This window comes from Massilia agilis (genome assembly GCF_024756255.1).
In the GTDB taxonomy this organism is placed as follows: domain Bacteria; phylum Pseudomonadota; class Gammaproteobacteria; order Burkholderiales; family Burkholderiaceae_D; genus Telluria; species Telluria agilis.
In genome coordinates, this window is the sequence record NZ_JANUHB010000005.1 from 209,015 (window position 1) to 234,352 (window position 25,338).

21 protein-coding genes are annotated in these 25,338 nt (G+C 67.1%); 9 read left to right on the forward strand and 12 right to left on the reverse strand.

Going from position 1 to position 25,338, the window contains the following annotated elements:
* Positions 1 to 8: 8 nt before the first annotated feature.
* The 8 genes from NX774_RS19680 to NX774_RS19715 all read right to left on the reverse strand — a co-directional run bounded on the left by NX774_RS19680 (position 9) and on the right by NX774_RS19715 (position 5,478).
* On the reverse strand, positions 9 to 245 hold the full coding sequence (locus tag NX774_RS19680; protein WP_258823972.1) for a DUF1272 domain-containing protein: 237 nt from the start codon (positions 243 to 245) through the stop codon (positions 9 to 11).
* A gap of 66 nt (positions 246 to 311) precedes the next feature.
* Positions 312 to 701 (reverse strand): YybH family protein, encoded by a 390-nt coding sequence (locus tag NX774_RS19685; RefSeq protein ID WP_258823973.1) that lies wholly within the window; start codon positions 699 to 701, stop codon positions 312 to 314.
* 66 nt (positions 702 to 767) lie between these two features.
* Positions 768 to 1,547 carry a LytR/AlgR family response regulator transcription factor gene (locus NX774_RS19690; RefSeq protein WP_258823974.1) on the reverse strand — a complete coding sequence of 260 codons (780 nt, stop codon included), beginning with the start codon at positions 1,545 to 1,547 and terminating at the stop codon, positions 768 to 770.
* Entirely contained in the window at positions 1,544 to 2,434 is an 891-nt protein-coding gene (locus NX774_RS19695) for a sensor histidine kinase (RefSeq protein ID WP_258823975.1), read from the reverse strand. The genes NX774_RS19690 and NX774_RS19695 overlap by 4 nt, the downstream gene beginning before the upstream one ends.
* A 1-nt stretch (position 2,435) precedes the next feature.
* Positions 2,436 to 2,687: a hypothetical protein gene (locus tag NX774_RS19700; protein WP_258823976.1), complete on the reverse strand. Its 252-nt coding sequence runs from the start codon at positions 2,685 to 2,687 to the stop codon at positions 2,436 to 2,438.
* Positions 2,688 to 2,788: 101 nt separating this feature from the next.
* The gene (locus NX774_RS19705; protein WP_258823977.1) at positions 2,789 to 3,358 is read right to left on the reverse strand and encodes a GNAT family N-acetyltransferase; all 570 of its coding nucleotides are present in this window, start codon (positions 3,356 to 3,358) and stop codon (positions 2,789 to 2,791) included.
* 14 nt (positions 3,359 to 3,372) lie between these two features.
* Positions 3,373 to 4,008, reverse strand: a complete 636-nt coding sequence (locus NX774_RS19710; protein ID WP_258823978.1) for a TetR family transcriptional regulator C-terminal domain-containing protein — start codon at positions 4,006 to 4,008, stop codon at positions 3,373 to 3,375.
* A 12-nt stretch (positions 4,009 to 4,020) separates the two neighbouring features.
* Complete coding sequence (locus tag NX774_RS19715; RefSeq protein ID WP_258823979.1) at positions 4,021 to 5,478, reverse strand: aminotransferase-like domain-containing protein; 1,458 nt, start codon at positions 5,476 to 5,478, stop codon at positions 4,021 to 4,023.
* Between the two features lie 168 nt (positions 5,479 to 5,646).
* Between NX774_RS19715 and aptA the strand changes: the two genes are divergently transcribed.
* The 7 genes from aptA (at position 5,647) to NX774_RS19750 (ending at position 15,838) form a co-directional block, all read left to right on the forward strand.
* Positions 5,647 to 6,963 carry an omega-aminotransferase AptA gene (gene aptA, locus NX774_RS19720; RefSeq protein ID WP_258823980.1) on the forward strand — a complete coding sequence of 439 codons (1,317 nt, stop codon included), beginning with the start codon at positions 5,647 to 5,649 and terminating at the stop codon, positions 6,961 to 6,963.
* 11 nt (positions 6,964 to 6,974) lie between these two features.
* A complete protein-coding gene (locus NX774_RS19725) occupies positions 6,975 to 8,480 on the forward strand; it encodes a CoA-acylating methylmalonate-semialdehyde dehydrogenase (RefSeq protein WP_258823981.1) in 1,506 nt (501 codons plus the stop codon).
* Between the two features lie 220 nt (positions 8,481 to 8,700).
* Entirely contained in the window at positions 8,701 to 10,077 is a 1,377-nt protein-coding gene (locus NX774_RS19730) for an NAD(P)-dependent oxidoreductase (protein WP_258823982.1), read from the forward strand.
* The gene (gene preA, locus NX774_RS19735) at positions 10,065 to 11,339 is read left to right on the forward strand and encodes an NAD-dependent dihydropyrimidine dehydrogenase subunit PreA (RefSeq protein ID WP_258823983.1); all 1,275 of its coding nucleotides are present in this window, start codon (positions 10,065 to 10,067) and stop codon (positions 11,337 to 11,339) included. The genes NX774_RS19730 and preA overlap by 13 nt, the downstream gene beginning before the upstream one ends.
* Before the next feature lie 254 nt (positions 11,340 to 11,593).
* Positions 11,594 to 13,084, forward strand: a complete 1,491-nt coding sequence (locus tag NX774_RS19740; RefSeq protein ID WP_258823984.1) for an NCS1 family nucleobase:cation symporter-1 — start codon at positions 11,594 to 11,596, stop codon at positions 13,082 to 13,084.
* 19 nt (positions 13,085 to 13,103) lie between these two features.
* Entirely contained in the window at positions 13,104 to 14,495 is a 1,392-nt protein-coding gene (hydA, locus tag NX774_RS19745) for a dihydropyrimidinase (protein WP_258823985.1), read from the forward strand.
* Between the two features lie 101 nt (positions 14,496 to 14,596).
* On the forward strand, positions 14,597 to 15,838 hold the full coding sequence (locus NX774_RS19750; protein ID WP_258823986.1) for a Zn-dependent hydrolase: 1,242 nt from the start codon (positions 14,597 to 14,599) through the stop codon (positions 15,836 to 15,838).
* 9 nt (positions 15,839 to 15,847) lie between these two features.
* Here NX774_RS19750 and NX774_RS19755 read toward each other — a convergent pair whose 3' ends face one another.
* The 4 genes from NX774_RS19755 to NX774_RS19770 form a co-directional block, all read right to left on the reverse strand.
* Entirely contained in the window at positions 15,848 to 18,184 is a 2,337-nt protein-coding gene (locus NX774_RS19755) for an EAL domain-containing protein (protein WP_258823987.1), read from the reverse strand.
* A 158-nt stretch (positions 18,185 to 18,342) separates the two neighbouring features.
* Positions 18,343 to 19,542, reverse strand: coding sequence for an ammonium transporter (locus NX774_RS19760; RefSeq protein ID WP_258823988.1), 1,200 nt, complete (start codon positions 19,540 to 19,542; stop codon positions 18,343 to 18,345).
* Positions 19,543 to 19,837: 295 nt separating this feature from the next.
* Complete coding sequence (locus tag NX774_RS19765) at positions 19,838 to 21,583, reverse strand: allantoate amidohydrolase (RefSeq protein WP_258823989.1); 1,746 nt, start codon at positions 21,581 to 21,583, stop codon at positions 19,838 to 19,840.
* A 188-nt stretch (positions 21,584 to 21,771) separates the two neighbouring features.
* Positions 21,772 to 22,719: a LysR substrate-binding domain-containing protein gene (locus NX774_RS19770; protein ID WP_258823990.1), complete on the reverse strand. Its 948-nt coding sequence runs from the start codon at positions 22,717 to 22,719 to the stop codon at positions 21,772 to 21,774.
* Positions 22,720 to 22,822: 103 nt separating this feature from the next.
* Between NX774_RS19770 and NX774_RS19775 the strand changes: the two genes are divergently transcribed.
* Positions 22,823 to 24,052: a urate hydroxylase PuuD gene (locus NX774_RS19775; protein ID WP_258823991.1), complete on the forward strand. Its 1,230-nt coding sequence runs from the start codon at positions 22,823 to 22,825 to the stop codon at positions 24,050 to 24,052.
* A gap of 1 nt (position 24,053) precedes the next feature.
* Entirely contained in the window at positions 24,054 to 25,289 is a 1,236-nt protein-coding gene (locus NX774_RS19780) for an ArgE/DapE family deacylase (protein ID WP_258823992.1), read from the forward strand.
* Positions 25,290 to 25,338 lie beyond the last annotated feature (49 nt).

Consider the following 25,338-nt stretch of genomic DNA (forward strand, 5'->3'; position numbering starts at 1 on the left):
GCCGCGCCTCAGGGGCGCCGCTTGACCGGCGTGCGCTCCTTGCGCGCCGGGTACTTGAGCAGCATCTCGGGGCTGCGCACCGGCCGGCGCACCAGCTCGCCGCCGCAGTTGGGGCAGGTATGCTTGAGCACACCTTCCACGCAATCGCGGCAGAAGGTGCATTCGAAGGTGCAGATGAATGCGTCGCGCGAGTCGGGGGCGATGTCGCGGTCGCAGCACTCGCAGTTGGGGCGCAGGTCGAGCATGGCTTGCACTGTCAGTTGATGAGCTGCCGATGATACCCGAGCCCCCGCACCTTTGCTGCGTGCCCGTCAGGCCGGCACCACCATGTTCGCATCGCGCGACAGACGCCACTTGCCGTCTGCGCCGCGCCGCATGATCGACAGCGTATGCCCGGCGCGCAGCATCGGCAGGCCGTCGTGCTTGGCCCTGACCGTGACCTTCAGCCGCGTGCGGCAGTAGGCCACGTCGCCAAAGACCGCGATTTCGTCGATGTCGCTGCTCGACTCGACCGCATGCTTGCCCACCACGGCGCGCAACGCGTCGGCAAACGCCTCGCGCCCGACCATCGGCGGCTGGCCTGGCACCATGAAGACCACGTCTGGCTCCATCAGCCCAAGCACGGTGTCGATGTCGCCCTCGCGCGTGGCGCGCAGCCAGGTTTCGATGAGGTTGCGGATTTCCTGCTCGTCCTTGTTCATGCGCTCTCCGTTGTTCTTCCAGTCGATAGACAATCCTACCGCAAGTCGCGCGAACACGGCCTTGAATTACATCTGCTGGAACAGGTGGGCGTGGTTGCGGCTCACTTCCAGCTCGCCGGGATAGTTGCGCACCTTGAGCATCTGGCGCCCGCGCAGGTCGCGCGAGACGGACGCGATGGCGTCGACGCGCACCAGCGTGGAGCGATGGATGCGCCAGAACTCGTCCGGGTCGAGCTCGTCCGCCAGTTCCTTGAGCGTCTTGCGGATCAAGAGCTCGGCGGTGGCGGTCTGCACCCGGGTGTACTTTTCGTCGGACTGGAAGAACAGCACTTCCTTGGTGCTGACCATGCGCAGGCTGCCGCCTACCTGGGCCTGGATCCAGCGCAGGTAATTGGGCCTGGAACCGCCGCTGTCCTTGAGCGCGGCGGTGAGCTGGGCCAGCTGGGCGCCGATGTCCTGGGGCGCCTTGGCCAGGCGCTGCTGCAGGCGCTCGCAGGTGCGGGCCAGGCGTTCGGGCGAGGCGGGCTTGAGCAGGTAATCCATTGCGCCCTGTTCGAACGCGGTCACGGCATACTGGTCGTAGGCGGTGACGAACACGATGTGGCAGCTGCTGTACAGTTCGCGCGCGGCCTCGATGCCGCCCATGCCGGGCATGCGGATGTCGAGAAAGGCGATGTCCGGCTTGTGCTGCTTTGCCAGCGCCACCGCTTCCACGCCGTTGGCTGCCTCGGCCACGATCTCCAGCCCTGGCCACACGGCCGCCAGGCGCGTGCGCAACTGCGTGCGCATCGGTTCCTCGTCGTCGGCGATCAGCGCGGTGGCCCGGCGGCCGGTTGGCGTTGTCATGCATCCTCCATCATCTTGTAGGGTATGTGCACCGAGGCGCACGCGCCGCCGGCAGGCGGCATGGTGATCACGAGCTCGGCCTGGCTGCCGTACAGCAGCTGCAGGCGCTCGCGGATGTTGGTCAGGCCCACGCCGTCGTCGGCGTGCGGGTCGATGCCCACGCCATCGTCGCACACGTCCACATGCAGCGTCGCGCCTTCCACATGGGCCTGGATGACGATGGTGCCGCCTTCGATCTTCGGTTCCAGGCCGTGCTTGATCGAGTTCTCGATCAGCGTCTGCAGCATCATCGGCGGGAACGGCGCGCTGTCGAGGAAGGAAGGCACCTCCACCCGCACCGCCAGCCGTTCTTTCATCCGTGCCTGCATGATGGCCAGGTAGGCGCGCGACAGCTCGACCTGCTTGCCCAGCGTGCTCTTGCCGCCGGCGCGCATCTGCGGCAGCGTCGAGCGCAGGTAGTCGATCAGGTGCTGGTGCACGCGTGCCGCCTCGGGCGGGTCGGTCTCGATCAGCTGGCCGATCAGGGCCAGCGTGTTGAACAAAAAGTGCGGCTCGATCTGCGCCTGCAGCGCGGCCATCTGCGCTTCGGTCAGGCGCCGTTCCAGGTTGGCGACGTCGGCCTTGACCGTGGCTTCGCGCGCCATCAGTTCGGCACGGCGCTTGCCGCCGGCAAGCACCTTGACGCCGAACGAGATCATCACGTACCAGACCGCCGGCTCGGGCGTGTGCAGCATGCCGAGGGCGACGAACGCGAGCAGCCAGGTGATGATGAGCTGGCGCCATTCGACCACGGCAACCCAGTCGAAGAACAGCCACCACAGCTTCTTCGCTTCGTCCACCGCGGCGCGCGCGAAGTCGAGCAGTTGATTGAACTGGCTGGCTTGCACGTCAGTTCCTCCGGCGGCGCTGCTTGTCCACGACGATGGCGGTGACGACCAGTTTGATCGCGAGGAGCACGACGAACACGAACAGCGCCAGCGGCACCAGCGTGAGCGCGAAGGCGAACAGGAAGGCGCAGAACAGCAATGCGGGCCAGGGCAGGGCGGCGATTTGTTTGGCAGCGCGCGCAAACGCCGCCAGCAGCATCAGGCAGGCGTCACGCAGGTCGTCGAGCAGGGTTGAAAAATTTGCAGGTTTCACGGCAGTTCCATACTTCAGTGGAGATGATGCCACTCTAGGCCAGCGGCGCCACGGTCGCCATAGCGATCCGATGAAATGCGCATATCCGGGTTCAGCCGGTATCAGGAAGCGACGAGTGGCAGCGCGTCCCAATAGCGCCGCAGCAGCCCGTACAGCAGTGTGTCGGCAGGCTCGCCCTGCACGATCCAGCGTTCGGGCAGGAAGCCTTCCTTGCGAAAGCCCAGCCGTTCCAGAACCCGGGCCGAGGCCAGGTTGCGCGGGTCGATGTCCGCCTCGACGCGGTTCAGGTCGAGCACGCGAAAGCCGTAATCGAGCACGGCGCGCACCGCCTCGGCCGCGTAGCCGCGGTTCCAGTGTTCGCGCCCGAATGCATAGCCGATTTCGCAACGCCGGCTCTGGTCCACGAACCGGTGCAGCGACACGGTGCCGATCAGCCCGGGCTGGTTGGCCAGTTCCACCGCAAAGCGCACGGCGCTGCCGTCGCGGTAGGCGGCAAGCTCGCGGCCGATCGCGTCGACGGCTTGCTGCATGTCGGTCCACGGGCCGCTGCTCCAGAAGCGCGTGACTTCGGGATCGGAGAAGACGGCGAAATGGGCGGGCGCATCGGCTTCAGTCATCCAGCGCAGGCGCAGGCGGGCGGTGGAAAGGACGGTGGGTGTCAGGTTGGGCATTGTCTTGTTTCGGTTCAGGCCACCGCGATCGCACGCGTGACCATGTGGGTGATCAGTTCTTCGGCGCGCTCGAAATCCTCGTGCACCAGTTCGCCGCGGCCGAGCACCAGCGACATCTGCGCGGCGAAGTCGGCGTAGGATTGCGTCATGGCCCAGATCGAGAACAGCAGGTGGGTGGCGTCCACCGGCGCGATGCGCCCTTGTGCGATCCAGCGCTCGAACACGTCGATATCGCGCCGCACCAGCGGCACCACGCGCTCGCGGATCTGCTCGCCGTACAGCTTGGCCCCGCCGATCACCTCCATCGCGTACACGCGGGAGGCGCTCGGCTGCTCGCGCGAGAAGCGCAGCTTGGCCTTGACGTAGGCGCGCAGCACGTCGGCCGGTTCGCCATCAGGGTCGGCCAGGCTCTCCATGCGCGCCAGCCAGTCGTCCAGCACGTCGTCCAGCACGCGCTGGTAGAGCGCCTGCTTGGTCGGGAAGTAGTACATCAGGTTTTGCTTGGACAGCCCCGCCGCCTCGGCGATGCCGGCCACTGCCGCGCCTTCGTAGCCGCATTCGGCAAAGATCCTGACCGCGGCGGCCACGATGCTCGCCTCCACCCGGTCGCGGCCCGCGTGCCGCCGCCTGCCGCCTTCAATGGGTTCCATCAGCTAGTCCTCTCAATCGATCGAATGCAGGAAGCGCAGCAGGCCCGGGTCGGCTGCATACGCGACGTTGAAGCGGAACCAGACCGAATCGGGCTGGCCCAGTGTGAAGAATTCGCCGGGCGCAAGCTGGATGCCGGCCTTGAGCGCCTGCGCGGCGATGCTCCTGCCGTTGCGTTGCGCGCTTGGCACGCCCGGCAGGCGGGCGCTGACGAACATGCCGCCGCGCGGCGTGGCGACCGGCTCGAGGCCAGCCTCGCGCAGGGCGTCCAGTGCCTGCTGGCGCGCGTCGTCGAGCTGCTGCACCAGCCGCGCCACCGTGCGGCGGTAGGCCCGCGCCGATACCGCATCGCATACTACGCGCTCGTTGATCTCGGAGGTGGTGAGCCCGGCCAGCATCTTCACGCGCAGCAGTTCCGGCACCAGCGAGCGCGAGGCGCAGATCGAGCCGACCCGCAGCAGCGGCGACAGCGTCTTGGAAAAGCTGCCGACGCGGATCACGCGGCGCAGCGCGTCCATGGCCGCCAGCGACGCTTCGCCGGGCGCGGCCAGCTCGCGGTAGATGTCGTCTTCCACCAGCCAGAAATCGAATTGCTCGGCCAGCGCGAGCAGGCGGTGCGCCTGCGCTTGGGTGAGCGAGGTGCCGAGCGGGTTTTGCAGCACGGTGTTCACGAACATGAGCTTGGGCTGGGTGGCCTGGGCCTCCCGCGCGAGCGCCTCGAAATCCAGGCCCGCTTCGCCGCGCGCAATGCCGACCGCGACGCAGCCGTGGTGGCGCACCAGCGCGTGCAGGTTGCTGTAGCCGGGCTCCTCGACCAGCACCGTGTCGCCGGGCCGGGTGAGGGTGCGCAGCACCAGGTCGAACGCGTGCGTGCCGCCATGGGTGAGCAGGACCTGGTCAGGCTCGACCGCGAACAGCTCGGCCGAAAGGGTGCTGGCAATCTGCTGGCGCAGCGCGGGCAGGCCGAGCGGGTGGCCGTAGCCGCGCAGGCGACCGGCCGGGATCTTCATCGCGTGGCGCACCGCGCCGATCAGCGTCGATTCGCCATACCATTCCGGCGGCAGCCAGCCGGCGCCCACCGGCAGCAGGTCGGACTGGCCGGAGTACAGTTCGGGCGCGAGCGCATCGACCACGGCGGCGGCAGGCTCGGTCGGCTGCTGGCTGGGCGTGGCGGCGCTTGCACGCGCGACGAAAAAGCCGGAACCGCGGCGCGAGGTCAGCAGGCCGAGATGGAGCAGGCGGTCATAGGACTCGACCACCGTGAAGGTGCTCACGCCGTTACTCTTTGCGAATTGTCGAACCGATGGCATCTTTGTGCCAACCCGCAGCGCGCGCTGGTTTACCATCTGTGAGATGGCTGCCACGATTTGCTCGACCAGGCTGCCGCGCTTGCTGCGATCGATCGCCAGCACCGGCCACGCCGACGCGCTCTTGCCGCATGGAAGTTCCCCAGTCGATGCCGATTCATCCATCCGCCGCTCCGCTGACCGTGCCCGCAACTGTACAGTTTGTGTTACCAATACGGTTGGGCGCTTTTGCCGGTTGTGTATCTGTGCCGCCATTGTACTGCTGATTATTATTACATTAACGTTTTGCCGAACGGACAAAAATCCGGCGAAACTAATCGAGGGAGACGCCGCATGAACGAATCCAGACCCGAGTCGATGTCGTCGTTTTGGATGCCCTTTACCAACAACCGCGACTTCAAGCAAAACCCGCGGCTGCTGGTGTCGGCAGAAGGGATGTACTACAAGGACGTGGACGGCAACCAGGTGCTCGACGGCACCGCCGGCCTGTGGTGCGTGCCCTGTGGCCACGCCCAGCCAAAAATCGTGGCGGCGGTGCGCGAGATGGTCGGCCAGCTCGACTTCGCGCCGACCTTCCAGATGGGCCACCCGGCCGCGTTCGACCTGGCCGACCGGCTGATGGAGTACACCGGCCACAAGTTCGGCCACGTCTTCTACACCAACTCCGGTTCCGAGTCGGTCGATACCGCGCTCAAGATCGCGCTGGCCTACCACAAGGCGCGCGGCGAGGGCGGACGCACGCGGCTGATCGGGCGCGAGCGCGGCTACCATGGCGTGGGCTTCGGCGGCCTGTCGGTGGGCGGCATCGGCTCCAACCGCAAGAGCTTCGGTCCCTTGCTGCCGGGTGTGGATCACCTGCCGCACACGCACAACCTGGCCAAAAACGCGTTCTCGCGCGGCGAGCCCGAGTTCGGCGTGGAACTGGCGGAGGAGCTGGAGCGCATCGTCGCGCTGCACGACGCGTCGACCATTGCCGCCGTCATCATCGAACCGGTGTCCGGATCAACCGGCGTGCTGGTGCCACCCAAGGGTTATCTCAAGCGTATCCGCGAGATCTGCGACAAACACGGCATCCTGCTCATCTTCGACGAGGTCATTACCGGCTTCGGGCGCCTGACCACGCCGTTCGCGGCCGACTACTTCGGCGTCGAGCCGGACATGATCACCACCGCCAAGGGGCTCACCAACGGCACCATCCCGATGGGCGCGGTGTTCACCAAGCAGTTCCTGCACGACGCGTTCATGGAAGCGCCGCCCGGCATCGAGCTGTTCCACGGCTACACCTACTCGGGCCACCCGGTCGCGTGTGCGGCGTCGCTCGCCACGCTGGAGGTGTTCAAGGAGCAGAAGATCCTCGAGCATGCAAAGAGCATCCAGCCGTACTGGGAAGACGCGGTGCACGCGCTGCGCGGCCTGCCGCACGTGATCGACATCCGTTCGGTCGGCATCGTGGCCGGCATCGAGCTCGAGCCGATTGCGGGCAAGCCGGGCGCGCGGGCCTACAATGCGTTCAAGAAGGCGTTCGCGGACGGTATCCTTATCCGCGTGACGGGCGACATCATCGCGCTGTCGCCGCCGCTGGTGCTGGAAAAGCAGCACATCGACGAATTGTTCGGCAAGCTCACCAACGTACTCAAGAACCTGGATTAAGAAAGCGTCACATGATCGAACTGGATACCACCATCACGCATTACATTAACGGGCGCGCGGTCGACACCACCGGTGGCCGCTATGCCGAGGTCTTCAACCCTGCCGTGGGCGAGCCCTGCGCGCGCGTGGCGCTGGCCACGACTGAGGAAGTGGACAGCGCCGTCGCCGCGGCCGCCGCAGCCTTCCCGGCCTGGGCCGCCACGCCGCCGCTGGCGCGCGCCCGGGTGCTCTTCAAGTACCTGCAACTGTGCCAGCAGCATGTGGACGAATTCGCGGCGCTGGTCACGCGCGAGCACGGCAAGACCTTCAGCGACGCGCAAGGCGAAGTGGCGCGCGGGGTCGAGGTCGTCGAATTCGCGGTCGGCATTCCGCAGCTGCTCAAGGGCGAGTTCACCGACCAGATCGCGCGCGGCATCGACGCCTGGTCGATGCGCCAGCCGCTCGGCGTCGTCGCTGGCATCACGCCGTTCAACTTCCCGGTGATGGTGCCGATGTGGATGTTCCCGGTGGCGATCGCTTGCGGGAACACCTTCGTGCTCAAGCCCTCCGAGCGCGATCCGTCGGCGTCGCTGCTGCATGCGAAGCTCCTGAAGGAGGCGGGGCTGCCTGACGGCGTCTTCAACGTGGTCCAGGGCGACAAGGTGGCGGTGGACGCGCTGCTCGATCACCCGGACGTGGAGGCGGTGAGCTTCGTCGGCTCGACCCCGATCGCGCAGTACATCTACGCGCGTGGCAGCGCCAACGGCAAGCGCGTGCAGGCGCTGGGCGGCGCCAAGAACCACATGGTAGTCATGCCTGACGCCGACATGGACATGGCGGTGGACGCGCTGATCGGCGCGGCTTACGGCTCGGCGGGCGAGCGCTGCATGGCCATTTCGGTGGCGGTGGCGATCGGCGACGCCGGCGACAAGCTGGTGGACGCGCTGGCAAGGCGCACCGCCGCGCTCAAGATCAACGACGGCATGGAACAGGGCGCCGAGATGGGACCGGTGGTCACCGCCGCAGCCAAGCAGCGCATCGAGCGGCTGATCGGCGAGGGCGCGGAGCAGGGGGCCAAACTCGTGGTGGATGGCCGCGGCTACAAGGTGGCGGGGCGCGAAAACGGGTTCTTTGTCGGCGGCACGCTGTTCGACCATGTGACGCCGCAGATGAGCATCTACAAGGAAGAGATCTTCGGCCCGGTGCTGTGCGTGGTGCGCATGCCGGATGTGGGCAGCGCGCTGGAACTGATCAACGCAAACGAGTACGGCAACGGGGTGGCGGTGTTCACCCGCGACGGCGGCGTGGCGCGCGAGTTCGTGCGCCAGGTCCAGGTGGGGATGGTGGGCGTGAACGTGCCGCTGCCGGTGCCGATGGCATTCAACAGCTTTGGCGGCTGGAAGAAGAGCCTGTTCGGCGACCACCATGCCTACGGGCCGGAAGGCGTGCGCTTCTACACGCGCCACAAGGCCGTGATGCAGCGCTGGCCGAACACCGCGAGCAGCGGCGTGGAGTTCGCGTTCCCGCAGATGAAGTGATCTTTTTCGCGCTGCGAGCGAACTCGCAGCGCACTTTCAATTGTCAGCCCCAGAACGTCGTCCCGGCGCAGGCCGGGATCCATACGGCGCCTGAATGCACGCTCAGCATGGGTCCCCGCCTCCGCGGGGACGACGGGGAATTGGGAGTTGAGTACATACGGCAGTAGCAGCAAACCGCAGTTGGCAGCAGCACCGATAACGCATAACCGAAGGGATGCACATGATCGAGTCTCTCCAGCACCTGCCCCCGGCAGCCGATTCGCACGCCGCCCTGGCCAGCCAGTTCACCGACCTGGCGCCGCCGCTCACCGCCCGCCAGGCCGCCATTGAAGCCGCGCGCTGCCTGTACTGCTACGACGCGCCGTGCATGAACGCCTGCCCGACCGGCATCGACGTGGCCAGCTTCATCCGCAACATCCACGACCAGAACGTCAACGGCGCCGCCTATGGCATCCTCCAGCAGAACATCCTGGGCGGCAGCTGCGCCCGCGTGTGCCCCACCGAGATCCTGTGCGAGCAGGCCTGCGTGCGCAACCATGACGCCGAAGCGCAGCCGGTCAAGATCGGCCTGCTGCAGCGCTACGCGCTCGATCACGCGCACTTCGATGGCCACCCGTTCCAGCGCGCCCCGTCCACCGGCAAGACCATCGCCGTGGTCGGCGCCGGCCCCGCAGGCCTGTCGTGCGCGCACCGGCTGGCGATGCTCGGCAACGACGTGGTCGTGTACGAGGCGCGCGAAAAGCCGGGCGGGCTGAACGAATACGGCATCGCCAGGTACAAGCTCACCGACGACTTCGCCCAGCGCGAGGTGGCGTTCCTGCTGCAGGTCGGCGGCATCGCCATCGAATACGGCCGCGTGCTCGGCACCAACCTGCACCTGCACGACCTGCAGGCGCGCTACGACGCCGTGTTCCTCGCAACCGGCCTTGGCGCCAGCCGCAAGCTGGGCCTGACAGGCGAGGATGCGCCCGGCCTGATGGCTGCCATCGACTACATCGCCGCGCTGCGCCAGGCCACGGACCTGTCCACGCTGCCGGTCCCGCACCGGGCGGTGGTGATCGGCGCGGGCAACACGGCCATCGACATCGCCGTGCAGTCCAGGCGCCTTGGCGCCGAGGAGGTGACGCTCGTGTACCGCCGCGGCCAGGAAGCGATGAGCGCGACCGGCCACGAGATCGACATCGCCAAGGCCAACGGCGTGGTGATCCGCACCTGGGCCGCGCCGCTGGACATTGTGCTGGACGAATCCGGCCGCGTGCGCGGCATGCGCTTCGAACGCACCCGCATGGACGGCGAGCGCCTGGTGCGCACCGGCGAGACGTTCGAGATCGCGGCCGACGCCGTGTTCAAGGCGATCGGCCAGACCGCCGACGAGGCCACCTTTGCCGACCCGATTGCGCGCGAACTTGAACGCGAGGCCGACCGCATCCGCGTGGACGCGGGCTTCCGAACCGCGCTGCCCGGCGTGTACGCGGGCGGCGATTGCGTGGCGCCGGGCCAGGACCTGACCGTGCAGGCGGTCCAGCACGGCAAGCTGGCGGCGATAGCGATCCACAACGACATCCAAACCCAAGCGGAGGCAGCATGGCCGACCTGAGCATCGATTTCTGCGGGATCAAATCGCCCAACCCGTTCTGGCTGGCTTCCGCGCCGCCCACCGACAAGGCCTACAACGTGGTGCGCGCCTTCGAAGCCGGATGGGGCGGCGTGGTGTGGAAGACCCTGGGCGAGGATCCGCCGGCGGTCAATGTCTCGTCCCGCTACTCGGCCATCCACGGCAAGAACCGCGAGGTCATCGGGTTCAACAACATCGAACTGATCACCGACCGCAGCCTGGAAATCAACCTGCGCGAGATCACGCAGGTGAAAAAGGACTGGCCGGACCGGGCGCTGGTCGTGTCGCTGATGCTGCCGTGCGAGGAAGCGCCGTGGGCCGCGATCCTGCCGCTGGTGGAGGCAACCGGGGCCGACGGCATCGAGCTCAATTTCGGCTGCCCGCACGGCATGCCGGAGCGCGGCATGGGCGCGGCGGTGGGGCAGGTGCCGGATTATGTGGAGATGGTGACCGCCTGGTGCAAGAAGCACACGCGCCTGCCCGTCATCGTCAAGCTCACGCCCAACATCACCGACGTGCGGCATCCGGCGCGGGCGGCACTGCGCGGCGGGGCGGACGCGGTCTCGCTCATCAACACCGTCAACTCGATCACCCACCTGGACCTGGACCGCATGGTGGCCTACCCGGTGGTGGGCAACGCCAGCACCCACGGCGGCTACTGCGGCCCTGCCGTCAAGCCGATCGCGCTGAACATGGTGGCCGAGATTGCGCGCGACCCGGCCACGCACAGCCTGCCGATCTCGGGCATCGGCGGCATCTCGAACTGGCGCGACGCGGCCGAGTTCATCGCGCTGGGCGCGGGCTCGGTGCAGGTGTGCACGGCCGCCATGCTGCACGGCTTTCGCATCGTCGAAGAGATGAAGGACGGGCTGGCGCGCTGGATGGACGAGAAAGGCTACCGCAACATCGAGTCGTTCTCGCGCAAGGCGGTTGCCAACACCACCGACTGGAAGTACCTGGACATGAATTACCAGGTCATCGCGCAGATCGACCAGGACAAGTGCATCAAGTGCGGCAAGTGCTATGCGGCGTGCGAGGACACTTCGCACCAGGCGATCGCGCACCTGAACGAGAACGGCGCGCGGCGCTTCGAGGTGATCAAGGCCGAATGCGTGGGCTGCAACCTGTGCGAAATCACCTGCCCCGTGGAGGGATGCATCACCATGACGCCGCAGGATACGGGCAAGCCGTACATGAACTGGACACAAGATCCGCGAAATCCGCGACGGGAACTGGTTGGCTGACGGGCGCGGATTCGTTCAGCTGGCCACTGGCCAGCTTCACTCCGCGAAATCCCCGGTGCGAGCCGGCCGGCGCTGCTTGAACGCGTGGGCAGCAAAGCTGCCCACCCTACGGTCACGCTTCGGGTAGGGTGGGCAGGTCTCCTGCCCACGCGTTCAACCAGCGCGGGTTCCGCCGCACGGCGCGCACTGGCCCCGTGTATGGACGTTTGAGCTACACTGGCGCGCATCGTTTACAAGCCATACTGGAGGAACACGTGACTAATGAAGTTTCGCGCAGCACGGAGCTGTGGAATGACGACCTGGCGCCCACGAGCGCCAGCCAGCGCACCTGGCGCTGGTACCACTTTGCCGCGCTCTGGGTCGGCATGGTGATGTGCATCCCGGCCTACACCCTGTCGGCGAGCCTGATCGAAAACGGCATGTCGGGCTGGCAGGCCGTGTTCACCGTGTTCCTGGCAAACGCCATCGTGCTGCTGCCGATGCTGCTGATCGGGCACGCCGGCACCAAATACGGCATTCCCTACGCGGTGCTGGCCCGTTCATCGTTCGGCACCGCCGGCGCGCGCCTGCCCGCGCTCATGCGCGCCATAGTCGCCTGCGGCTGGTACGGCATCCAGACCTGGTTCGGCGGCAGCATGATCTACACGCTGCTGGGGGTCCTGTCCGGCCACGAGATCGGCGGCGCCAAAATCGACGGCCTGGGCATCAACCCGGGCCAGCTGCTGTGCTTCCTGGCGTTCTGGGCGATCCAGTTCTACTTCATCGTGCACGGCATGGAATCGATCCGCAAGCTCGAGACCTACACCGCGCCGCTCAAGATCGCGATCTGCTTCGTGCTGCTGGGTTGGGTGTACAACAAGGCCGGCGGCTTTGGCCCGCTGCTGTCGCAGCCGTCGCAGTTTGTCGAAGGCGGCAAGAAGGCCGGCCAGTTCTGGAGCACGTTCTGGCCATCGCTGACCGCCATGGTCGGGTTCTGGGCCACGCTCGCGCTGAACATTCCCGACTTTACGCGCTTTGCCAGGAGCCAGCGCGACCAGGTGGTGGGCCAGAGCGTCGGCCTGCCGGTGCCAATGGGCCTGCTCGCGGCACTCGCGGTGATCGTCACCTCGGCCACCGTGGTCCTGTATGGCAAGGCGCTGTGGGATCCGGTGGACGTGGCCAGCCGCATGACGGGCGCCGGCGTGCTGATCGCGCTCCTGATCCTGCTGATCGATACCGTGAGCGTGAACCTGGCCGCCAACCTGGTCGGCCCGGCCTACGACTTTTCCGCGCTCGCTCCCAAATACGTGAGCTACCGCACGGGCGGCTACATCACGGCCGGTATCGCGCTCGTGATGATGCCCTGGAAGATCCTCGAATCGACCCAAGGCTATATCTTCACCTGGCTGATCGGCTACTCGGCGCTGCTTGGCCCGATCGCCGGCATCCTGATCATCGACTACTACTTCATCCGAAAGACCGAGCTGGATGTCGAGCAGATGTACCGCGAAGACGGCATCTACACCTACAGCGGCGGCTGGAACCTGGCGGCGGTCATCGCCTTCGTCGCCGGCGTGGTGCCCAATATTCCCGGCTTTCTCAACAACGCATTCCCGGCGTCGTTCCCCAACGTGGGCGAGAGCTTCAAGACGATCTACACCTATGCGTGGTTCGTCGGCATGCTGATCTCGGCCATTGTGTACGGCGCCATGATGAAGGGACGCGCGCTGCCGGCGCTGCGGCCTGCCGCGCAGTCCAACCGCTAACCTCTGCCAGGAGACGCCCATGACCGTGATCATCCGAGGCGGCACCGTCGTCAATGCCGACCGTGCCTTCCGCGCCGACGTGCTGTGCTACGGCGACAAGATCGTTGCCGTGGGCGAGAACCTGGACGCGCCAGCACACGCCACCGTCATCGATGCACGCGGCCAGTACGTGATGCCGGGCGGGATCGACACGCACACCCACATGCAGCTGCCGTTCATGGGCACGGTCACGGCGGACGACTTCTACACCGGCACGGCGGCGGGCCTGGCCGGCGGCACCACGACCATCATGGACTTCGTGATCCCCGACCCGAAGCAGTCGCTGCTCGAGGCCTACCACACCTGGCGCGGCTGGGCGCGCAAGGCGGCAGGCGACTACACCTTCCACGTCGCGGTCACGTGGTGGGACGAGTCGGTGCACCGCGAGATGGGCACCTTGGTGCGCGAGCACGGGGTGAACAGCTTCAAGCACTTCATGGCGTACAAGAACGCGATCATGGCCGACGACGAGACGCTGGTGAAGAGCTTCAGCCGCGCGCTCGAGCTGGGCGCGATCCCGACCGTGCATGCCGAGAACGGCGAGCTGGTGTTCCAGCTGCAGCGCGCGCTGCTGGAGAAGGGCATCCGCGGACCCGCCGCGCACCCGCTGTCGCGCCCGCCCGAAGTGGAGGCCGAGGCAGCCAACCGGGCCATCACCATTGCCGGCGTGCTCGGCACCCCGGTGTACATCGTGCACGTCTCGTGCGCCGAGGCGCTTGACGCCATCACCCGCGCCCGCGCGGGCGGCCAGCGCGTGTACGGCGAGGCGCTGGCGGGCCATCTCGTCATCGACGACAGCGTGTACCGGTCCGACGACCTTGAATTCGCCCGAGCGCACGTCATGAGCCCGCCTTTCCGCGGACGTCATCACCAGGACGCGCTGTGGCACGGCCTGCAGGCGGGGAACCTGCACACCACGGCCACCGATCACTGCACCTTCTGCGCCGAGCAAAAGGCAATGGGCAAGGACGACTTCACCAGGATCCCGAACGGTTGCGGTGGCGTGGAGGAGCGCATGGCCGTGGTGTGGGATGCTGGCGTGAACAGCGGCCGCCTGACCCCGTCCGAATTCGTGCGCGTCACCTCGACCAATGCGGCGCAGATCTTCAACATGTACCCGCGCAAGGGCCTGGTCGCGGTGGGTGCGGATGCCGATATCGTGGTGTGGGACCCTCAGGGCAGCCGCACGATCTCGGCAAAGACCCAGTACAGCAAGGGCGGCTTCAACGTATTCGAGGGCCGGACGGTGAAGGGCATCCCGACGCACACGCTGGCCAGCGGCAAGCTGGTGTTTGACAAGGGCCAGCTGTGCGCGGAAGAGGGCGCCGGCCGCTACATCGACCGCCCGCCGTTCGCCACCACCGCCGCCTGAACCGTCGTCCCGGCGCAGGCCGGGACCCATGCTGAGCCTCCGAAGCCACATCCAGTTGAGGCTCCGGACAACAACAGAAGCCGCAACTGAATGAGGTCACCATGAACGAACTGCGCATCAACGGCCAACGCCTGTGGAACTCCCTGATGGACCTCGCCCATATCGGCGCGACCGAAAAGGGCGGCGTCAAGCGCCTGGCCCTGTCCGACCTGGACCGCCAGGGCCGCGACCTGGTCGTCCAATGGGCCCGCGACGCGGGACTGTCGATCACCATCGACCAGATCGGCAACGTGTTCATGCGCCGCGAAGGCCGCAACCCGTCGCTGCCGCCGGTCGTCACCGGCAGCCACATCGACACCCAGCCCACCGGCGGCAAGTTCGACGGCAACTACGGCGTGCTGGCCGGCCTGGAAGTGGTGCGCACCCTGAACGACCTGAAGATCACGACCGAGGCGCCAATCGAGGTCGCGTTCTGGACCAACGAGGAAGGCTCGCGCTTCGTCCCGGTGATGATGGGGTCCGGCGTCTTCTGCGGCGCGTTCACGCTGGAGACGGCGTACGCGGCGAAGGACATCGATGGCAAATCCGTGCGCGACGAGCTTGCGCGCATCGGCTACATGGGCGACCAGGTGCCGGGCCAGCATCCCATCGGCGCCTACTTCGAAACCCACATCGAACAGGGGCCGGTGCTCGAAGACGCCGGCAAGGTGATCGGCGTGGTGCCCGCAGTGATGGGCCTGTCGTGGTACGACTGCGTGGTGGGCGGCATGGAAGCGCACGCCGGCCCCACGCCCATGCACCTGCGCCGCGACGCGCTGCAGGTGGCCACCACCATCATGCAGGAGGTGGTGGCCATCGCCAACCGCTACCCGCCGTACGGGCGCGGCACGGTGGGCATGGTGCAGGTCTTCCCCAACAGCCGCAACGTGATTCCCGGCCAGGTCAAGTTCAGCATCGACCTGCGCAACGTCAGCGACGAGCTGCTCAATACCATGCACGAAGAGATGCTGGCCTTTGTGGCAAAGACCCAGGCCGCCACAGGCCTGTCCGTGTCCATCGAGCGCGTGTCGTATTACCCGCCGTGCCCGTTCCACCCAGACTGCGTGAACGCGGTGCGTGCTGCAACCGCCAAACTCGGCTACCCGACCATGGATGTGGTGTCCGGCGCCGGCCATGACGCCATCTACACGGCGCGCGTGGCGCCATCGGGGATGATTTTCGTGCCGTGCAAGGACGGCATCAGCCACAACGAAATCGAGGACGCGCAACCCGGCCATCTGGAGGCCGGCTGCAACGTGCTGCTGCACGCCATGCTCGAGCGCGCGGGCGTCGCAGCCGGCTGAAGCCGCGGGTCAGGCCGCCGCCGCGGGGACGGCGTCGCCGGCCGCGCTTGAAGCCACGAACCCGCGCGGGTTCTCGTTGAGCAGCGTGATCAGGTCCGGCAGCGGCATCGGCCGCGCGAACAGGTAGCCCTGCATGCCGGCCGCACCGTTCGCGGCCAGGAACGACGCCTGCTCGTGCGTCTCCACGCCTTCCGCGGTTGCGCGCAACCCCAGGTGGCTGGCCATCGCCAGGATCGACTGCACGATCGCCTTGCCGTTTTCGTCGCCCGGCGCGTCCTGGATGAAGGTGCGGTCGATCTTCAGCTCGAACAGCGGCATGCGGCGCAGGTAGGCCAGGCTCGAATAGCCGGTGCCGAAATCGTCGATCGACAGGCGAATGCCCAGCGCCGCCAACTCGTGCATGCGCGACAGCGTGCCTTCCAGGTTATCGACCAGCAGGCTCTCGGTCAGCTCGAAGATCAGCAGATGGGCAGGCGCGCCGGTCTCGGCCAGCACCGCGCGTACCTGCGACAGGAAGTCAGGCTGGCGGAACTGCGAAGGGCTCACGTTCACCGACACCGGCAGCTTGAAACCCTCCTGCGTGAATTTGCACAGCGCCAGGCAAGCCTCGCGCAGTGCCCACTGGCCGAGCGGCTGGATCAGGCCAGTCTCCTCGGCCACCGGGATGAAGCGCTCCGGCGACACGAAGCTGCCGTCGGCGCGGCGCCAGCGCGCCAGCAGTTCCACGCCGTGCGGCACGCCCGCGCAGTCCACCTGCAGCTGCGCGTGCATCGCCAGCTCGCCCTGGCGTAGTGCGGCGGCCAGATCGCGTTCCAGCGCGAGCCGTTGCTCCACTTCGGCGCGCATGGTGGTCTCGAAGATCGAGACGCGGTTGCGCCCGGCCAGCTTGGCGCGGTGCATGGCGGTGTCGGCCTCGCGCAGCAGGTCCTGCGCGGTCTGGCCGGACTTGGGCAGCAGGGCCACGCCCACGCTGGCCGAGGACGAATAGGACTGGCCGTCGATGTCGAACTGTTCGGCGATGGCGGCGCGCACCTTGTCGGCCGTCGCCAGCGCCGCCACCGTCGCGTAGTCGAAGTCGTCCGACAGGCGCGGCAGCAGGATCACGAACTCGTCGCCGCCGATGCGGGCCACGGTGTCGTCCTTGCCCGCGAGCGCGGCCAGGCGCTCGGCAGCGTGGCGCAGCAGCGCGTCGCCGGTTGCGTGGCCGCGCGCATCGTTGATGTACTTGAAGCGGTCCAGGTCCACCAGCAGGATGGCGCCGAAGTGGGTGGTGGTCTGCACCGCGGCCAGCTGCGCCTCGATGCGGTCCACCAGCAGGCGCCGGTTGGGCAGGCCGGTCAGGCCGTCGTAGTACGCAAGCTGGTGGATATGGCGCTCGACCTTCTTGCGGTCGGTGACGTCGCGCCCGACCGCCACCCAGTGCGTGTTCATGCCGCCTTCGTCGGCAAACGGCACCAGCTCCAGCTCGACCCAGTACGGTTCGCCCGACTTGCTGTGGTAGAGCAGTTCGGCATCGGCTTGTTCGACCTTGGCCATCGACAGCGCGACCCGGCGCGCCTGGCGCGATTGCGGCTCGGCGCCCAGCAGCATGTCCCATTCGCGGCCGAGCAGTTCGCTGCGCTGGTAGCCCGAGCGCATTTCAAATGCGTCGTTCACGAAGATGATCGGCTGCGCGCCGCCGTGGCGGTCGGACTTGACGATGGCAACCATCTCGTTCAGCCGCGCCACTGCCGCGGCGGTCAGGCGCAGTTCATTGTTCACCGCCTGCAGCTCGTTCTTGCCTTGCTCGAGCGAGCGCGCGAACACCGCCACCCGCTCCAGCGACTTGATCAGCCCGCGCTGCAGCATGGCGCAGGTGGTGGTGATGAAGCCGCCGACAAACAGGAAGTTGAGCGCCACGATCGCGGCGGCGGCCGGCCCGGCGGCAATGGCGCTGGCGTCGAGCCGGGCGATGCCGGCGAAGCTGAGGGTGAACACCGCCAGGCTGGCGCAGGCGAGCCACCAGAGCGCAGGGCGCAGCCCGAGCAGCACGGTCGCGAGCACCGGGGCGGCCAGCAGGTACACCTGGCTGACCGGGCCGACGGTGATCATCAGCCCGACCCCGACCAGGAAGATCAGCGCAAGGAAGTTGCCGACACGGACCGCGTGGGCCGCGCCGTCGCACCACCAGATCGCCAGCAGCCAGCCGAGCGCGGCCAGGTCAACGACGACGACCGGCCACAGGTCGCGCTCCAATGCCGCCCACACGCTTGCCAGCGCGGTGAGGACGCCAAAGACCAGGACAAAATTGAGGAGTGACGAAAAGGTCCTGGCGCGCCAGTGCTCGATCGTATCGAGGGTGTCCACATTCCTTCTTTCTCAAAGAGTTGCCAGCCAAGACATGCATACATGACAATATTGCAAACGAGAAAGAGCATACCTGCGGCGCGAAGGTTTGTGGTCGTCCTTACATCACGAGTTGCAGATTCGGCACACGATTTGTCGATCTTCCCCCATGGAAGGGGTCACATCGTTTCGCGTTCCGGCGTGGCGCTGATCTTGTGGATCGACAGGTCGGCGCCATCGAACTCCTGTTCGGGGTCCAGGCGCAGGCCGAGGGTCGCCTTGATCAGGCTATACACCGCCCAACCGCCAAGCGCGGCGATGGCAATGCCGAGCAGGGTACCGGCCAGCTGCGACAGCAGCGACACGCCACCCAGGCCGCCCAGCGCGCGGCTGCCAAAGATGCCGGCGGCGATACCGCCCCACGCGCCGCACAGGCCGTGCAGCGGCCACACGCCGAGCACGTCGTCGATCTTCCACTTGTTCTGGGCCTGCGTGAACATGATGACGAAGATCGCGCCCGCGATGGCGCCCGTCACGAGCGCGCCCAGCGGGTGCATCAGGTCCGAGCCGGCGCACACCGCAACCAGCCCGGCCAGCGGGCCGTTGTAGGCGAAGCCGGGGTCGTTGCGGCCGAGGACCAGGGCGGTGAGGGTGCCGCCGACGAGCGCCATCAGCGAGTTCACGGCGACCAGGCCGTTCATCTTGTCGAGCGTCTGCGCGCTCATCACGTTAAAGCCGAACCAGCCGACGGTCAGGATCCAGGCGCCCAGCGCCAGGAACGGGATGTTCGACGGCGGGTGCGCCGCGATGCGTCCTTCCTTGGTATAGCGCCCGCGGCGCGCGCCCAGCAGCAGCACGGCGGGCAGCGCCACCCAGCCGCCGACCGCGTGCACCACCACCGAGCCGGCAAAGTCGTGGAACTCGGCGCCGAACGCCTGCTGCAGCCAGGCCTGGATGCCGAAGCGATGGTTCCACGCGATCCCTTCGAAGAACGGATACACCAGGCCGACCAGCAGCGCGGTGGCCATCAGCTGCGGGTAGAACCGGGCGCGCTCGGCGATGCCGCCCGAGATGATCGCCGGGATCGCCGCCGCAAAGGTCAGCAGGAAGAAGAACTTCACGAGCTCGTAGCCGTTTTTTGCGACCATGGTCTCGGTGCTGCCCAGGAAGTTGATGCCGTAGGCGATCGCGTAACCGACGAAGAAGTAGGCGATGGTCGAGATGGCGAAATCGGCAAGGATCTTGACCAGCGCGTTGACCTGGTTCTTCTTGCGTACGGTGCCCAGCTCGAGGAAGGCGAAGCCTGCGTGCATTGCCAGGATCATGATCCCGCCGAGCAGGATGAACAGCGCGTCTGCGCCAGTTTTGTATGCGTCCATTATTGCTGCTGCCTGATTACGGATGAGGTGCAGGAAGGGTGCAAGAAGCGTGCCATTGCGGTGCACTGCACTGGGATGAACCTGCGGCGCAGGCGGCGATGGTGCGGCTGCGTCATGCCGGTGCGTTACGCGCCCCAGTATGGTGCATCGCACGCCATCCCGGCGCACGCTGCGCGTGCATGGAAGAGACGTTGGAAGCGTGTAGGGTGGGCTCCTGAGCCCACGCGGTGCTCACGAGCCGCGTGCCAGCGGCGTGGGCTCAAGAGCCCACCCTACCTGCAACGCGGCGCCATTGCTAGCGCAGCTTGCGCAGGAAGTCGAGCAGCACCTGCCCGGCGACTTCGGCGTCGTCGGCGGTCATGGTTTCGAGCGGATTGTGGCTGATGCCGCCATTGCCGCAGCGTGTGAACAGCATGGCCACATCGGTGATCGCGGCCATCTGCATGGCGTCGTGGCCGGCGCCGGACGGCAGGTCAAAGCGCGGCAGCCCGGCGCGCTCCACTGCCACCCCCAGCTGGTCCATCAGCCGCGGTGCGCACGGCGCGGCCTCCGCTTCCAGCAGCTTGAAGACCGACAGGCCAACCTGGCGCCGCGCGCAAATGGCGCTGATCCCGGCCAGCACCTCGTCCACCGCTGCCAGCCGCACCGCGTCGTCGGCGGCGCGAATGTCGAGCGACAGCTTGCAGCGTCCCGGCACCACGTTGACCGAGCCGCCCGGCACCTCCAGCTGGCCCACCGTGCCCACCAGCGATGGCGCCTGCGCGCAGCGGCGCTCGACCAGCAGCACGATTTCGGCGGCGGCCGCGGCGGCGTCCTTGCGCATGTCCATGGGCGTGGTGCCGGCGTGGCTGGCCAGCCCGGTCAGCTCCACCAGGTAGCGCGAGCTGCCCGCAATCGCGGTCACCACGCCCAGCGGCAGGCCGCGCTCGAGCAGCACCGGGCCTTGTTCGATGTGCACCTCGACGAAGCCGAGCAGGCGCGCGGGATCGCGCGCGATGGCCGCGATCGCATCCACGTCATGGCCCGCATCGGCAAGCGCCTGGCGCATGGTGATGCCGTTGCCGTCCTGCTGGTCCAGCAGGGCGGCATTGAAGCGCCCGGCCAGCGCGCTGCTGCCCAGGAAGGTGCTCTTGAAGCGCACGCCTTCCTCCTCGGCGAAGCCCACCACCTCCAGGTGGAAGGGCAGCCGTTCGCCGCGCTCGTGCAGGTGCCGGACCACGGCGACCGGCAGCAGGATGCCAAGCCGCCCATCGTACTTGCCGGCGTTGCGCACCGTGTCGTAGTGCGAGCCGGTGATGAGCGTCTTTGCATCAGGCGTGGATGCGGCGTAGCGGCCGACCACGTTGCCGGCCGCGTCAATGTGCACCTGCATGCCGGCTTGCCGCATCCACTCGGCCAACTGGGCTGCGGTGCGGCGGTGCGCATCGGTCATGTAGGCGCAGGTGAGGGCGCCTTCGTCGTCGCTCCAGGCGCCAATGGCCTCGGCCCATTGCATCGCCTGCGGGCCGAACGCGAGCTCCACGCCGAGCAGGTCGTTCAGGCGGATCTCGGCGATCCGGTGGACCTGGCGCAGCGCCTCGGCCATCTCGTCGGCGCGCTGGTTCTGCAACCGCCGCGCGAAGGTGTCGATGATCTCGCGGCGCGTGAGCCCACGCCCGGTCGGGCCGCGCACGGCGACGATGAACGGGAAGCCGAACTTGTCGCCGTAGTCGCGGTTGAGCTGGTGCAGCGTTGCGTATTCGTCGGGACTGCACTTGTCCAGGCCCGAGCTGGCCTGCTCGCCGGTCGATTCGCGCGTGAGCGCGCCGGCGATGGCGGCCTTGCCGGCCAGTTCGGGGTGGGCGCGCAGCAGGGACAGCTGCTCGTCTTCGCTCGCATCGCGCACCACGTCCTGCAGCGCGAGCTTGAGCGCGGCCAGCGTGGTGAACGGACGCCGGGCAGCGGCGCGCTGCGCGATCCAGGGCGAGTGTTCGTAGATGCCGTGCAGCGCGTGCGCGAATTCCTCGGGGCTGCAGCTGTTCAGGTCGGGTAGCGTCGTCATGGTGGGATGATAATGCGCGACGGGGTTGTAGTTATAGCACCACCGTGATGGTCTTGTGTGGATTCGCGATATATCAAGCGGCGGTTGAACGCGTGGGCAGGGAGAGGCTGGGCAGTGCCCAGCCGAGCGCCCACCCTACGAAAGCCCTCACGCTTCCCGTAGGGTGGGCGGGTCTCCCGCCCACGCGTTCAACGCACGTTACTGGTCCCGAGCGCGCGTGCCGCCGCACTCACCTGGTCGCGCAGCCACTTGTGCTCCGCCGACTGGTGCACGCGCTCGTGCCACAGCTGGTAAAAGCGCATCGGCGGAAACTTCACCGGCACCGTGAACACCTTCAGCGGCAGCGTCTTCTCGTAAAAGCGCAGGAACTGGCGCCCGGTGGTGAGCACCAGGTCGCTCTGCGTGAGCATGTACGGGATCAGCCCGAAGTAGGGCGACTCGACCGCCACGCGGCGCTGCATGCCCTGCCGGTCGAGCCAGGAGTCGATCACGCCAAGGTACCCCGGCAGCATCTGCGACGGCGCCACATGCGGCAGGTTCAGGTAGTCTTCCAGCGTCATCGCGTCCTCGGCGGTCCTGCGCGCGTAGGGGCTGTCGGCCCGCATCGCGCACACGATCGGGTCCTCGAACAGCTTGGACATGTGCAGGTGCTGCGGCGGCTCGTCCCAGTTGGCGATCACCAGGTCCATTTCGCCGTCCGACAGCATGCGCAGGTAGTCCGTGCCCGGGCCCAGGCCGTGGATCGCAACCCGGCTGTTGGGCGCGCCGCGCCGCAGCGCCGCCACCACGCCGGGCAGGAACTGGGTGTCCAGGTAGTCGGGCGCGGCGATGTGGAAGGTGCGCTCGGCCTGCTCCGGCACGAACGGCGCCTTCTTCACGAACAGGCCCTCGGCCTCGTCCAGGATGCGCTTGGCCGGCGCACGCAGGCTTTCGCCGTGCTGCGTCGGCACCATGCCGCGCGCGCCACGCACCAGCAGCGGGTCGCCGGTCAGCTCGCGCAGCTTGCGCAGCGATGCCGAGATCGACGGCTGCGGTTGGTTCAGCTTGAGGGCGACGCGCGAGACGTTCTTCTCGACCAGCAGCAGGTACAGGATCCGGATCAGGTGCAGGTCGAGGTGCTGGGGCAGGCTGGCCATGCGAGCGTATAAGGTTTCAGATATGTCAAATATACGGCATTTCTCATGTTGTACAAATTGAAATCGGTTTATTGTCAAGCAATCCCGCAACAAGGAACCATGCATGGACGTGTTCGGATATCTCACTCCCTATGTGCTCGAGTGGCTCAACCTGCTCGTGCGCTGGCTGCACATCATCACCGGCATCGCATGGATCGGTGCGTCGTTCTATTTCGTGTGGCTGGATAACTCGATTCGCCCGCCCGCACCCGGTTCCGAGCTCGCGAACAAGGGCGTGTCCGGCGAACTGTGGGCCGTGCACGGTGGCGGCTTCTACAACCCGCAGAAGTACCTGGTCGCGCCCGCGCAGCTGCCCAAGGAGCTGCACTGGTTCAAATGGGAGGCCTACTCGACCTGGCTGTCCGGCTTTGCGCTGCTCACCATCGTGTACTACCTGAACGCGCAGGCGATGATGGTGGACCACGGCGTGGCCACACTGTCGAGTTGGCAGGCCGTCGGCATTGGCCTTGCGAGTCTGGTCGTGGGCTGGGTGGTGTACGACCTGCTGTGCAAATCGAAGCTCGGCCGGCACGACCTGGCGTTTGGCGTGGTCATGTGGCTGTTACTGGCCGGTTCGGCCTACGTGCTCACGCACCTGCTGTCCGGCCGCGCCGCGTACATCCAGGTGGGCGCGATGATCGGCACCATCATGGTCGCCAACGTGGCGATGGTGATCATTCCCGGCCAGCGCAAGATGGTGAACGCGATGATGGCGGGCCAAAAGCCCGACCCGGTGTACGGCATCCGCGGCAAGCAGCGCAGCGTCCACAACAACTACTTCACGCTGCCGGTGCTGTTCATCATGATCAGCAACCACTACGCGATGACCTACCGCAGCGAGCATGCGTGGGCGGTGCTGGCGGTGATCATGGCGGCCGGCGCGTTGATCCGCCACTTCTTCAATTTGCGCCACAAGGGCCGCATCGAATGGAAGTACCCGGCTGCGGGCGTTGCGCTGCTGCTGGCGCTGGCCGTCGTTCTGGCGCCGCGCCCGCCGGCGCCAACCAGGCCGGGCGCCGATCCGGCCGCACAGTTCGCGCAGGTGCGAACGATCCTCGACCAGCGCTGCGTCGGCTGCCACGCCGCGCACCCGACGCAGCAAGGCTTTTCGACCGCGCCCGCGGGCGTGGTGCTGGACGACCCGCATGCGATCAGCCAGAACGCGCCGCGCATCTACCAGCAAGCCGTGCAGCTGAAGGCCATGCCGCTCGGGAACCTGACCAACATGACGGATGCCGAGCGCGCGCAGGTGGCCGCTTGGTTCGAGTCGGGCGCCAAGACAGGAAACCAATGACATGGACAAGCAAGTACAAGAACAACTGGCGCGCTGGATCGACCAGCACTTCGATGAAGAGGTCGCGTTCCTGCAGCAGGTGATCCGCATCCCGACCGACACGCCGCCGGGGAACAACGCGCCGCATGCGGAGGCGGTGGCCGGCATGGTCGGGGAATACGGATGGACCGCCGAAAAGCATGCGGTGCCGCCCGAGCGCGTGCACGACTACGGCATGGAAAGCATCACCAATCTCATCATCCGGCGGCGTTACGGCGCGGGCGGGCCGACCGTGGCGCTCAATGCGCATGGCGACGTGGTGCCGCCGGGGGAGGGCTGGACCAAGCCACCCTACGGCGGCGTAATCGAGGACGGCTACATCTATGGCCGCGCAGCGGCGGTGTCCAAGTCCGACTTCGCCACCTATGTCTTTGCGGTGCGCGCGCTCGAGGCGCTGGGCGTGCCGCTCAAGGGCGCGCTCGAGCTGCACTTCACCTACGACGAGGAGTTCGGCGGCCTGCTGGGGCCGGGCTACCTGCTGGAACAGGGCCTGACCAGGCCGGATTACGTGATCGCGGCCGGCTTCAGCTACAACATCGTCACTGCCCACAACGCCTGCCTGCAGCTGGAGATCACGGTGCATGGCAAGGCCGGGCATGGCGCAATGCCGGAAACCGCCGTGGACGCGCTGCAGGCCGCCACGCGCATCCTGAACGCGATCTACGGCCAGCTGCCGGAACTCAAGAAGATCAAGTCGAAGGTGCCGGGTATCGATTCGCCGACCATGCTGGTGGGCCGCATCGACGGCGGTACCAACACCAACGTCGTGCCGGGCAAGGTGGTGCTCAAGATGGACCGCCGCATGATTCCCGATGAAGACCCGGCGCAGGTGGAGGCGCAGGTGCGCGCGTTGATCGAGGACGCGGTGCGGGACATGCCGGGCATTCGGCTGGAGATCAGGCGGCTGCTGCTGTCGCACGCGCTGCGGCCGCTGCCGGGGTCGGAAAAGCTCGTGGCCAGCCTGCAGCAGCATGGACGCGAGGTGATGGGCGAGGAGATCACCGCGCAGGGTACGCCCTTGTATGCGGACGCGCGGCTGTACGGCGAGCGCGGCATTCCGGCGGTGCTGTACGGCGCCGGCCCGCGCACGGTGCCCGAGTCGAATGCCAAGAAGGCGGATGAGAAGCTGGCGCTCGACGACCTGCGCAAGGCGACCAAGGTGGTGGCGCTGACGCTGCTCGATTTTGTGGGTGGATGACCGCTGACGTAGGGTGGGCTCTCGAGCCCACGCGGTGATACGCAGCGTG